8 protein-coding genes are annotated in these 12361 nt (G+C 69.2%); 5 read left to right on the top strand and 3 right to left on the bottom strand.

Translation table 11 applies throughout. The features are described 5' to 3' along the window. The first annotated feature begins 386 nt into the window (after positions 1–386). From ACTWOL_RS31595 to ACTWOL_RS31585, 3 genes are all read left to right on the top strand, one after another. On the top strand, positions 387–1349 hold the full coding sequence (locus tag ACTWOL_RS31595) for a DUF4344 domain-containing metallopeptidase (RefSeq protein ID WP_474300263.1): 963 nt from the start codon (positions 387–389) through the stop codon (positions 1347–1349). Between the two features lie 502 nt (positions 1350–1851). Next, positions 1852–4566 carry a SpoIIE family protein phosphatase gene (locus ACTWOL_RS31590; RefSeq protein WP_474300262.1) on the top strand — a complete coding sequence of 905 codons (2715 nt, stop codon included), beginning with the start codon at positions 1852–1854 and terminating at the stop codon, positions 4564–4566. Positions 4567–4642: 76 nt separating this feature from the next. Beyond that, a complete protein-coding gene (locus ACTWOL_RS31585) occupies positions 4643–5776 on the top strand; it encodes an ABC transporter substrate-binding protein (protein WP_474300261.1) in 1134 nt (377 codons plus the stop codon). A gap of 55 nt (positions 5777–5831) precedes the next feature. Here ACTWOL_RS31585 and ACTWOL_RS31580 read toward each other — a convergent pair whose 3' ends face one another. Further along, positions 5832–6341: a DUF6790 family protein gene (locus ACTWOL_RS31580; RefSeq protein WP_474300260.1), complete on the bottom strand. Its 510-nt coding sequence runs from the start codon at positions 6339–6341 to the stop codon at positions 5832–5834. Between the two features lie 352 nt (positions 6342–6693). On the opposite strand from ACTWOL_RS31580, the gene ACTWOL_RS31575 reads away from it, so the two are divergent. After that, positions 6694–7497, top strand: a complete 804-nt coding sequence (locus tag ACTWOL_RS31575; protein WP_474300259.1) for a polysaccharide deacetylase family protein — start codon at positions 6694–6696, stop codon at positions 7495–7497. A gap of 59 nt (positions 7498–7556) precedes the next feature. Here ACTWOL_RS31575 and fxsT read toward each other — a convergent pair whose 3' ends face one another. Together fxsT and ACTWOL_RS31565 are read right to left on the bottom strand one after the other, a co-directional pair. Next, positions 7557–10346: an FxSxx-COOH system tetratricopeptide repeat protein gene (fxsT, locus tag ACTWOL_RS31570; RefSeq protein WP_474300258.1), complete on the bottom strand. Its 2790-nt coding sequence runs from the start codon at positions 10344–10346 to the stop codon at positions 7557–7559. A 62-nt stretch (positions 10347–10408) separates the two neighbouring features. Then, positions 10409–10828, bottom strand: coding sequence for a hypothetical protein (locus ACTWOL_RS31565; protein ID WP_474300257.1), 420 nt, complete (start codon positions 10826–10828; stop codon positions 10409–10411). A 490-nt stretch (positions 10829–11318) separates the two neighbouring features. Between ACTWOL_RS31565 and ACTWOL_RS31560 the strand changes: the two genes are divergently transcribed. Further along, the gene (locus ACTWOL_RS31560; RefSeq protein ID WP_474300256.1) at positions 11319–12323 is read left to right on the top strand and encodes a phosphatase domain-containing putative toxin; all 1005 of its coding nucleotides are present in this window, start codon (positions 11319–11321) and stop codon (positions 12321–12323) included. Positions 12324–12361: the final 38 nt, after the last annotated feature.

Below are 12361 nucleotides of genomic sequence, written 5' to 3'. Positions count from 1 at the left end.
AACGCAGCATGAACAGCGGTCGGGAGGACGGGGAACAACGCACTCCCGCTCACGGACCCGCGCTCACGGACCCGCGCTCACGAACTTCCGCTCAGGCAGCAAGAGTTCGGTTCCCCAATGCGTACTGCTACTGCACCCACGCCCCCTGACGCTCATTCAGGACCAACAGGTGTCCGCACCCGGTGGGCTCGGCACGCGGAACACCGAGGAACTCCGGCGTCGAGCATCCCGAACCGGAATCGCGAAGATCTACACGAATAGACAATCCAGCATGATTGCGGACAAAAGGTTCGCCGTTCATAATCCGGCGTGGGAAGCGGGCCCGGCGACCACGTCGGCGCGACAGCCCGCACCCACGCCTCGACCAGGGAAAAGAGCTGACCAGCGTGCTGACCTGTGGTGGGTATCCGGCCGCGTTCAGGGCTGCTTTCGCAGGGGCGCTGCTCGTCGCCTGCTGTGCGGTCACCTCGTGCGACGCCGACGCCGACGCCGACAAGGCCGACGCGAGCGGCAAGGTCACGATCGTCTACGAGGACAGCACGATCAAGCCGAAGGACCGGCGGGCCGTTGCGGCGGTCCGAAAGTCCCGCGTGCTCGAGCAGGTCGCCGGCTGGGTGAACACGTCGCTCGCCCTCCCGCACCATCTGGTCGTGAAGGTCACCGACAGGGTCCCGCCTGGGGTTACGGATGCGGTCACCCAGCCCGACGGCAGGACGGTCTTCGTGCCCCCCTCCTTTCTGACCCAGATCGAGGAGGCCTTCGACGACGTGGTCAGGACCGTCAAGCGGCCGGCCCTGCTCCCCGAGGCGAAGTACAACGCCGACGACCTGACCGCGCTGTCGACCCAGTTCGTCTTCGGCCACGAGATGGGGCACGCCCTGCAGCGCCAGCTGCTGCTCGCGAACCTCGGACTCGAGGAGGACGCCGCCGACGGGTTCGCGTCGTTCTACACCGTCAACGAGGTGGGACCGGGCCCGTCGCTGGCAGCGGCACTCCTTTTCGACGAGATCGCGCGCGCGGAAGGCGAGCTGACACTGGAAGGGCTCTCCAGCGACCACCCCGTCACCCAGCAACGCGTCTTCAACTTCCTTTGCTACCTCGAGGGGAGCGACCCGAAGAAGTACCAGGCCCCCCTCGTCGGCGCGGGCTATCTGCCGAAGACCCGCGCGATCTGGTGTCCGCAGGCATGGGCAATGCTCGACTTCGGCTGGTGGACCCAGCTCCAGCCACATTTCAGCAAGGCGTTCGAGGATCAGGGCGACAAGACCCAGAAGCACGCACGCGACCGGCTTGTCGCGGAGGTGAACTCCTTGGGCAAGGAGATCGACAGGCTCCGCAGCGGGCAATGAGCGCGCAGGCCCACGCCCCGACGGCAGCGGACCACCGGCACCCCGTACGGCGGAGTGGCGCGCACCGCCGGCGATGACGTCTACCCGGGCGCGGCCGGAGCCAACGCGGACCGGCTTTCCCACCGGCGTACGTTTCGCGGCCGAACCGGATCGCATCGGCGCGGAGCACTGCGGATCGAACTGGATCACATCGGACCGGATCGAAGCGGGCCGCTCGCCGCTCCGGGCCGGTTCACACCGGGCCGGAGACCACCTCCGCCCCGGCTCACACGCCCGGACCTGGACAAATCCCATCCCGTCACGACGTACCGAAACGCCTGGCGGGTCCACCGCGCATGTCCATCCCCCTGATCACTCCATGATCGGTAGTCGAAAACGATAGAAATGTGCTATGCGCGAAATTTTTGGGCGAATCAGGCATGGATCGCCGACGTCGCCCGGGAGTGATCAGGCGCCCGGCTCGTGGAGCGCGCGGCGGTTGCTACGGCGCCTGCGCTCCCCGATGAGCGTGCACAGCCTCGCCGGCCAGGTGTTCCTCCTGCAACTGGCGGTCGTGCTGCTGGTCGTCGTCGCCGCACTGGTGGCCCTCGTCGTACAGGCGCGCCGCGACAGCATGGCGGACGCCCAGGAACGGACGCTCACCGCGGCCCAGACCTTCGCGAACTCGCCAGGGCTGCTCACCGCCTTGGACTCCCCCGACCCCACGGCGACGCTTCAGCCGAGCGCCGAGGCGGTCCGCGAGGCCGCCGGCGTCGACGCGATCATCGTCTACCGGCGGGACGGGATCGCCCTCACCCACAGCGATCCGAAGCAGATCGGCAAGCACATCATCGGCCCCTACGCGGAAGCGGCCGAGGGAAAGTCGTTCACCAGGACCTTCCAGGGGGCGCTCGGGCTTTCCGTGATCTCGGCCGTGCCCGTCAAAGACGCCGACGGTTCGGTCGTCGCCATCGTCTCCTCCGTCGTCACGGTGGGGAAGGTGCAGGACCGGGTGAACCGTCAGCTGCCGGTCCTTTTCGGGATCGCCGTCGGGTCGCTCGCTCTCGCCGGGGGCGGGTCGGCGCTGGTGAGCCGTCGTCTGCAGAAGCAGACCCACGGCCTGGGCCCGGGCGAGATGACCCGGATGTACGAGCACCACGACGCGGTCCTCCACGCCGTACGCGAAGGAGTACTGATCATCGGGGGCGACGGCCGGCTGCTGCTGGCCAACGACGAGGCCCGCCGCCTGCTCGATCTGCCGGAGGACGCGGAACGCCGCCCGGTGCGCGCGCTGGGGCTGAACGCCGATCTCGCCGAGCTGCTCACATCCGATCTCCCGGCCACCGACGAGGTACACCTGGCCGCCGACCGGCTCCTCGCCGTCAACAAGCGGTTCACCGCCTCCCCGGGACCGGCGAGCAGCGTGGTGACGCTGCGGGACACCACCGAACTGCAGGCGCTCGCCGGGAGGGCCGAGACCGCGCGCGAGCGGCTGCAGATGCTCTACGACGCCGGAGTGCGGATCGGGACTACCCTGGACGTCACGCGCACCGCACAGGAACTCGCGGAGGTCGCCGCCCCCCGCTTCGCCGACGTCGTCACCGTCGAGCTCCTGGACCCGGTGCTGCACGGCGAGGAGCCCTCAGTTGCGGGCACCGAAATGCGCCGCATCACCATCGTCGGTCTGGAAGGGGGCCACCTCCTCTACCCCGCCGGCACACTGATCCGCTTCGTCGCCACCACTCCCACGGCGGCGGCCGCCGCCGAGGGACGGGCCGTCCGGGTGGAGGACCTGAGCACCTCCGACGGATGGCGGGCCCAGCACCCCGATCGTGCCCGGCTGATCCTGGAGCACGGCATCCACTCCCTGATCGTGGTCCCGCTGCGGGCGCGGGGGGTGGTGCTCGGAACGGCCCACTACTGGCGGTCCCATGCATCCCCGCCGTTCGAGGAGGAGGACGTGTCCTTCGCCGAGGAACTGGCCGCCAGGGCGGCGGTGTCCATCGACAACGCCCGCCGCTACACCCGTGAGCACACCATGGCGGTCACACTGCAGCGCAGTCTGCTGCCCAGCCGGGTGCCCGAGCAGACGGCGCTGGAGGTGGCCTACCGCTATCTGCCCGCCCGGGCCGGGGTGGGCGGAGACTGGTTCGATGTCATCCCGCTGTCCGGCGCCCGGGTCGCGCTGGTCGTCGGAGACGTCGTGGGACACGGCCTGCACGCGGCGGCCACGATGGGCCGGCTGCGCACCGCGGTGCACAACTTCTCCGTCCTCGACATCCCGCCGGAGGAACTGCTGGGCCGGGTGGACGAACTGGTGGCCCAGATCGACAGCGACGAAGCGGCCGATGACGGGGAGGGCCAGGGGATCACCGGCGCGACCTGCCTGTACGCCGTCTACGATCCCGCCTCCGGGCAGCTGGCGGTCGCCACCGCCGGCCATCCCGGACCGGCGGTGGTGCGACCCGACGGGACCGTGGACTTCCCCCAGCTGCCGGTATCCCCACCGCTGGGCCTCGGGGCCGGACTGCCCTGTGAGAGCGCCGAGCTGACCGTGCCCGAGGAGTCCCGGCTGGTGCTCTACACCGATGGGCTGATCGAGGAACGCAACCGCGACCTGGACGTCGGCCTCGCGGCCCTGCGTGACGCGCTGACGGGGCCCGACCGTTCCCCGGAGGCCACCTGCGCCGCGGTCGTCGACGCCATGAGGCCCGAACGGCCCCGGGACGACATCGCGCTGCTGGTGGCCCGTACACACCGGCTCGACCCCGGCCGGATCGCCGAATGGCAGGTGTCCCGCGACCCGGCGGCGGTCGGTCCGGTCCGCGCCGCCTGCGTCCGGCGGCTCCGGGAATGGGACCTCGAACGGCTGGACTTCGCCGCCGAGCTCGTCCTCAGCGAGCTGATCACCAACGCCATCCACTACGGCGCCGAGCCCATCACCGTCCGGCTCCTCCGTGACCGGGCCCTGATCTGCGAGGTCTCCGACGGCAGCAGCACCTCGCCACGGCTGCGGAAGGCCAAGGTGACCGACGAGGGCGGCCGCGGACTCTTCCTGGTGGCCCAGTTCGCGGAACGCTGGGGCACCCGCTACACACCCACGGGCAAGGTCATCTGGGCCGAGCTGTCCCTGCACAGCGGTGCCGGCCCGTCGGCGGAAGGACTCGCCGAGATCCTGCTCGACGAAGAGGAGCCGCTTTCCGGCGGAGGCCGGGATCAGGGCGGCACGGCACGGTGAGAGGCATCGTGAAGTCGCCGCACGACCGCTCGTTCCCGGCCCGGCTCGTTGCCCACCCCTGTGTCCTGGAGCAATCGTGACTGCACTCCGTGTCCGGACGGCCGCCGCCGCGGGCTGCCTCACCCTCCTGTTCCTGAGCGGCTGTGACGAGAAGCCGAAGGCCACGCCCGTGAAGCCGTCGGTCGCCACCTCCGCGGCCGATGCGGGGGGCATGAGCGCGCTGATCGCCGCGGCGAAGCGCGAGGGCACGCTCAACGCGATCGCGCTCCCGCGCGACTGGGCCAACTACGGCGGTCTGATCGACGGTTTCGAGAAGAAGTACGGGATCAAGGTCATGGTCGCCGACCCCGAGGCCTCCAGTCAGGACGAGATCGACGCGATCAGGAGGAGCGGGAAGCGCGCCGGCGCCCCCGACGTCGTCGACGTGGGAGACACCTACGCCCGGACCGCTGCCCGGCGGCGCATGCTCGCGCCGTACCGGGTCGCCGCGTACGATTCGATCCCGGACAACCAGAAGGACGGCGAGGGCCGCTGGTCCAACAACTACGGCGGCTACATCTCCATCGGCTGCGACGCCAACCGCGTCAAGCCCTGCCCCCGGACCTTCGCCGATCTGCTGCACCCCCGGTACAAGGGGAAGGTCTCGCTCGACGGCAACCCCATCCGTTCCAGTACCGCCTTCTCCGGCGTCTACGCGGCCGCCCTCGCGAACGGAGGGTCCTTCGACGACATCGGCCCCGGCCTCGACTTCTTCGCCGAGCTCGACGACCGGGGCAACTTCAATCCGGTCGAGTCCACTTCGACCGCGGTCGCGACCGGCAGGACCCCCATCAGCATCGACTGGGACTACGTCAACCTCGACTACGCGGACCGCTTCCGCGGCAAGGGTGTCGACTGGCAGGTCGCGATCCCCTTCGACGGGAGTTTCGCCCAGTACTACGCCCTGGCCGTCAACAAGAACGCCCCGCACCCGGCGGCGGCGCGGCTGTGGCAGGAGTACCTGTTCAGCGTGGCCGGGCAGAACCTCCGGCTCAAGGGCTACGCCCGTCCGGTGCTGATGGAGACCATGCGCAAGGACGGCACCCTCGACGAGGCAGCCGCGGCGAAACTGCCGACGGTCGAAGGCGAGCCCCAGTTCCCCACGGACGCGCAACTGGAGAAGGCGACGAGGGCGGTCGACCGGGGCTGGGCGAAAGCCGTCGGCCAGTGACGGTGCCGGGTGCGGTGTCCTCGCCGTCGCAGGGGGCGAACCGGACATCGGCGGGCTACGGGGCCGGCTGCATGGGCGCCGTGCTTCTGCCGCCGCCATGGCGCCGGTAGGCGATGAGCAGGAGAACGGCGATCAGGGGCTGAAGAATGTCGGTGTAGATCGGCTGCACGTTCTGCGGCGCGGTGTTGTCGTGAGCGACGAGCTGCATGATGTGGCCGATGGCGTCGCCCCAGTACAAGACGGCCAGCGCGATGACCGCGGCCGTCATGAAGGAGTCACGGCGCCAGACGGACATGAAGCCGATGGTGCCGATCGCGATGTCGGCCCAGCCGACTTCCCACTGGAACGGGCTGTGGGCGAAGCCGATGCCGTCCGCGATGCTCGGCGCGTTCGGGCCGATGTGCCCGATGCCGGTCAGTACGGACAACAGGCCGCTGGCGCCGACGAACCAGAGCAACCAGATCTCGATGACGCGAAAGCGCGTACGGCGATTGGGCCGGCGGTCGGCGAACGTGTGGATCAGCGGAAAGACAACGAGCACCACAATGTAGGCGATAAGGAACATAAAGGAAGTTTAGGTTGGCCGTGCGTGTGAAGGAACCTTCAGACGCAGTGGTGTTGCACCGTTCGAGTGCACCCCTATGACATGCATCCCTTTGGGGTGCATGTCACTTGGGGTGCACGCCTATGCCGGCCTCGGCAGCAGACCCGGTCAGGCAGAACCCCTCCCATCTCGGCCATCTCGGCGCTCTGGCGTGTGACGCCGATCGCCATGAGACCGCCGGCCGGGGGCAGTCGGAGCCGAGGGGACAGTCCTGTCCACGAAAATGTTCGGGATCGGTAATAACCGGATCCGATTCGCCATCACTATCGTCCTACCAAGTGCAAGTCGGGCGCCGGGGAGAGCGGAGACGGACATGGGACGGCATCGAGGCCTGGGGATGAACGGCCGGGTAATGGCGGCGGCCATCGGCGTGGCCGGGGTGACCGCCCTGGCAGCGGCGTGGACGACCCAAGCCGCCCCTCCCGGAACCGCGTCGGCCGTGCCCGCGAAGCCGAAGCCGAAGCCGGTCGTGAGCCAGACCTCCGTTCCGGATCCCGAACTCGCCGATCCCACCGTCAGCATGGACATCGCGCACGCTTCCGAGAAGGGCGCCAAGGGCGTCAACGTGACGATCGACGACGGTCCGGACCCGAAGTGGACCCCTGAAGTCCTCGCCGTACTCAAGGACAACGGCGTCAAGGCGACCTTCTGCATGGTCGGAACGCAAGCCAAGGCCCATCCCGACCTGGTCAAGGCCGTGGTCGCAGACGGACACCGGCTGTGTGACCACTCCGTCTCCCACGACACGACCATGGGCACCGCGTCACGGGCCCGCCAGTCCCGGGAGATCCTGGACGCGGCGCGGATGATCACCGAGGCCTCGGGGGGCGTCAAGCCGCTCTACTACCGTGCTCCGGGCGGCGCCTTCACTCCCTACAGCCGTCAGGTCGCCGCCTCGCACGGAATGCGACCGCTGGGCTGGAACGTGGACTCCAAGGACTACAAGCAACCAGGGTCGGCCGCGATGGTGGCGACCGTGAAGAACCAGATCTCCAACGGTCCCACGGTTCTGTTCCACGACGCGGGCGGAGACCGCAGCCAGACAGTCACGGCTCTGCGCGAGGTCCTGCCGTGGCTCAAGCAGCAGGGATACGTCTTCGGCTTTCCGGTGCGATGAGGCCGGCGCATCGGCCGCCATCCTCTGCAACACGCTTTGGGTGAGGCGTTGAGGCGCCATCAGGTCAAGTGAACCCCGGGGCCCTCGGGAGGGCGCGGTCTCCGACGGAGCGGCGGGGTCTCCTCGGTGTTCGTCGCTGTCCGGCGAATGCCGGTGAGACAGGCCAGGCGCACGGCGATGTCGGGATGGTCCGGTCCCAACGCGGTCTCGGCGACCCGCAACGCACGCTCCGCCAAGGGCAATGCCTCCCCGTACCGACCCAATTCACTGAATGCAGCGGCGAGGTTCCCCAGACGCAAGGCTGTGTGAGGGTGGTCGGAGCCCAGCGCGGCCTCAGTGACCCGTAACGCACGCACCGCCGGCGGGAGTGCCTCCTCCGGCCGGCCCAGGGCGCTGAACGTGCTGGCGAGATTCCCCAGACGTACGGCGTTGTCGGGATGATCCGGACCCAGGACGGCATCGGTGATCTTCAGCGCACGCTCTTCCAACGGCAACGCCTCGTCGTAGCGGCCCAAGGCAAAGAACGTGCGGGCCAGATTCCCCAGACGCACCGCAATGTCGGGGTGGTCGGGCCCGAGCGCGGCCTCGGTGACCCGCAGCGCACGCTCCGCCAGTGGCAGTGCCTCCTGCGGCCTACGCAAGGCACTGAACGTGCGGGCGAGATTGCCCAGACGCCCAGCGGTGATGGGGTGGTCAGGCCCCAGCGCGTCCACGGCGATCTTCAGCGCACGCTCCTCCAGCTGCAACGCCTGCTCCGGCCGCCTCAGCGACCTGAAGGCGCGCGCGAGATTCCCCAGGCAGACGGCCGTATCGGGGTGGTCGGGGCCCAGAACGGTCTCGGCAACTCGTAGGGCACGCTGCTCCAGCTGCAGTGCCTTCTCATACCGGCCCAACGCACTGCACGTGCGGGCCACATTCCCCAAACGCACCGCGGTGGTGGGGTGGTCAGGGCCCAGCGCCGCTTCAGTGATCTCCAGCGCACGCTCGGCCAACGGCAACGCCTCCCCATACCGGCCCAACGCACTGAACGTGCGTGCCAGGCTCCCCAGACGCACCGCGGTGTCGGGGTGATCAGGGCCCAGCGCCGCTTCAGTGATCTCCAGCGCACGCTCGGCCAACGGCAACGCCTCCCCATACCGGCCGAGTTCATTGAACGTGCTGGTGAGATTCCCCAGGCACACCGCGGTATCGGGATCGTCGGGCCCCAGAGCGGCCTCGGTAACCCGTAGGGCACGCTCCTCCAAAGGCAACGCCTTCTCATACCGCCCCAACGCACTGAACGTGCGAGCCAGATTCCCCAGACGCACAGCGGTATCGGGATCGTCGGGCCCCAGAGCCGCCTCGGTAACCCGTAGGGCACGCTCCTCCAAAGGCAACGCCTTCTCATACCGCCCCAACGCACTGAACGTGCGAGCCAGATTCCCCAGACGCACAGCCGTTTCGGGGTCGTCGGGCCCCAGCGCCGTTTCCGTCATCTCCAGCGCACGCTCGGCCAACGGCAATGCCTCCGCGGCCTGCCCACGAGCTCGGAGATAGAAGGCGGTCTCGTTGAGTAGAAGAGGCAAGCCGGAAGCAGAGTCGCCGGCTTGGTGCCCGATCGCGGCTCGGATGTGGGGCAACAGCGCTTGCCAGGCGTGCCAGCCTCGCACATCAGCGGGGCTGCCTTGCGGCATGGCGTCCCGGAGCAGGGCCACGGCCGTCTCGCCGGGATGAGCTGGGGCTGGTGGGGCGACCGGACTCCAGAACCGTCGGATGCCTCGAAAGCGCGACGGGGGGACGGGGGCCGGTGTGGTGGTGCGCAGCACGGCTTGGACGAGTCGGTGCGTGGCAACGGTGGAATCGCCGAGGGTGACCATGCTGTACGCGGCCAGGACGCCCAGGCCGTGGTCCACGGCCTGGGGCGTGGGCAGCGCGCGGGTGAGGACGGAACGGGGCAGCGGGTCAGGGGCGCAGTGGGCCAGAATCCGCAGCAGGTCCACCGCGTGACCGTCGGAGGTGTGCACTGCGCCGAGGGTCACGCTCCACAGCTGGGCGATGGTCCGCTGATGCGGGTCGCCGGGGGCTGTGGCAGCCAGGACACCGGCAGGATCCGCGCGCAACTGCGCAAGGTAACGGTCGGCGGCAGTGCGGGTCTGCGCGAGATACGCGCCTGCCTGCTGCAACGCCAAAGGCAGGTGCCCCAGTTCGGCAGCCAGTTCAGCCAGGGCTTCGGCGTGTGCGCCACCGGTGCGTCCGGTGATCTCCTGCAGGACGGCGAGAGACGACCGGGGAGTCAGGGCATCGAGGCGCAGAGGGGTGCCGAGGTCCTGCCAAGGGAGGTCACGGCGCGTGGTGACCAGCACTTGGCCGCTGGTGAGCCGGCCGAGGTAGGGGCGGAGATGGGCGGGATCTTCGGCATTGTCCATGATCAGCAGCCAACCGCTGCGGCCCTGCAGCCACGCCACCGCCCATTCGGCGGCCTCGTCGAGGGGCCGTGCGGCGTGGACGGGGTTCAGCGAGGTCGCCAGACTCGCCAGTCCGGCCGCGATCGCTGCCGGGGATGTGGCCTCGATCCACCACACCGGTCCGTGTCCTGTCCCCAGGTATCCGCGGGCGTGATGCAGTGCGAGCGTGCTCTTGCCGATGCCGCCCATCCCCAGCACGCTCTGCGCCACGATGCCCGTGCCCTCCGAGGGGAGCGCCCGCAGACAGGCAAGCGCGTCGTCCCGACCGATGAACACCGCACTGTCAAGGGGTGGCAGATTGTTGAGACGCGCCACCGCCTCGCCCTCAACAGCCGCGGGCAGGGAACCGGGAAGCAGGTTCAGAATCCGCTGGTGGACGTGGTTCTGATGACCTGTGACGATCACTCCGGAATTGTCACCCGTCGAGACGGATCCCTGCCCCGTCGCTGATGGCTTCGGTGAAACCGTCATTGCGCAATGTTGTTGTTATCTCCGGTCACGATGACGCCCGCGTTGTCGCCCGAGGCAACCGCGCGTTCCGCTGACGCCACCCTTGCCGGCCGCTGTGCCGACCACGCCCTCTGGGGCGGAGCCGAGGCCGAACCGAGCACCGAGGCAGCCCAGGCGCCCAGCAAACCGGCGATGACCGCTCCCGCACCCGCCCCGGTCGCGATGCGCTCCGGCCGATCCCACGGCAACAGCACGTCGCCCAACCAGACGCACAGGCCGAAGACCACGAGCGCCCCGGCCGTCACGACCAGCCACCGTACGTTCCGTGTCACGTCATGCCTCCCCGTAAAAGTCGGACTCACCATCGTCCACGACCCGCCGTCGGCGAGGAAGCGAAAGCCGAAAATCCCCGAGGCAAAAACCGCTGTTACCATCACGACGGTTCCTCATCAGCCCCAAAGGGCAATCTGACACCAGTAAATGACAAGAGAAATTGCAGGGCATCACCTTGCCTTCTCGCTTTTCCCTATTCAGCCCCAGGCGCGCCGCTCGGCGATGACCCGGAGCAGGGCGTGGTCGACCGGGGTCGTCGGCAGCGGCGGCAGTTCTTCGAGTACGCGGCAGGTCCGCGCTGACGATCTTCGGAGCGCAGCCCATGTGGATGCTCGCGCTGGACGCCGTCGGAGGCCTGATCCCCGGCTGAGCGCATGGAACGGGCGCGCGCTCTGCCACCGTCCTGGCAGGGCCGCCGATCCGTTGCCATCCCGTCGTCGGCCGGCGCCGGAGTCACCCGCTTGACCGGGTGGGCGTGCACAACGTGCGCACATCCGGTGAGAGTGAGAGTGAGTACAGCACGGTCGGCGCGACGGACCACGCCGTCACCGCTGCCGGTGGCGTCCCCGGCCCCGCAGTGGAGGTGTTGATGTGGTGAACCGTCGAGCCGCGAGACATCTGGCCGCCGTTCTGTGTGTGCTCGCCGTGTCCGGCACCGGATGCTCCGGCGTCAAGCAGGCCGACCACGGCAGCCCGGCCGTGCCGAGCCCCGTGGCGGGCGGCGGCGATCTCATCATCGACTTCCTCGACACGCCCGGTCTGCCCCGCCACTTCCGCACCGCCACGAGCCCGCTGTCCCACGAACCCGGTCCCCGGCCCAGCCTCACCGGTCTCACGGAACTCCGGGTGTCCGGCAGCGCCTCCCCCTCGCAGGACGGCTGGCAGGCGGTGCGGCAGGCTCTCCCCGCCGTCCCCGAGGGCCGGCTCTTCGATGTGGACCTGCGCCAGGAGACGCATCTCTATGTCGACGGCGCGGTGGTGAGCTGGTACGGCAGGGACGACGACGCCAACATCGGTATGTCGACACGGCAGTTGCAGCGGCTGCAGACCACCCGCCTCGAGGAACTGCGGAAGTGGCCCGTCATTCCCTTCACCTATCTGCCGAAGAAGTCGGCGGCCGCCGCACTGCCGCCCACCGACGGGCCCCGTACGGTCAGGACCGAGCAGCAGACCGTGGCTGCCTACGGGTTCTCGTACCGCTATCTCCCCGTGCCGGACCGCCATATGCCCACTCCGCGGACCGCGGACGAGTTCGTCGCCCTTGCCCGTGCTCTGCCCGCAGACGGCTGGTTGCACATGCACTGCAGGGAGGGCCATGGCCGCACCACCACCTTCATGGCGATGTACGACATGCTCGAGAACGCCCGGCGGGTTCCCCTCGCCGACGTCCTGCGGCGTCAGTACCTGCTGGGAGGCGCGGGAACGGACCTCGCGGCCGACCCGTCGCACGCCGGCTTCCTGCGGTCCTTCTACGACTACGCGCGCCACAACGACGACGGTTTCCGCAGCTCCTTCACCGAGTGGCTGGGCGCCCACCCGCATCCGACGCAGGACTACCCGCTCGTGATGCTGCCGCCCCGGCGGCCCGGCGCCAAGTAGGGCGTGCGAAGCCCCGGTACGGACACGGCCCGCCGGCA

The sequence above is a fragment of the Micromonospora sp. IBHARD003 genome (assembly GCF_056106285.1).
The sequence above is the reverse complement of the archived record's forward strand: the minus strand, read 5'-3'. Positions and strand labels throughout refer to the sequence as shown.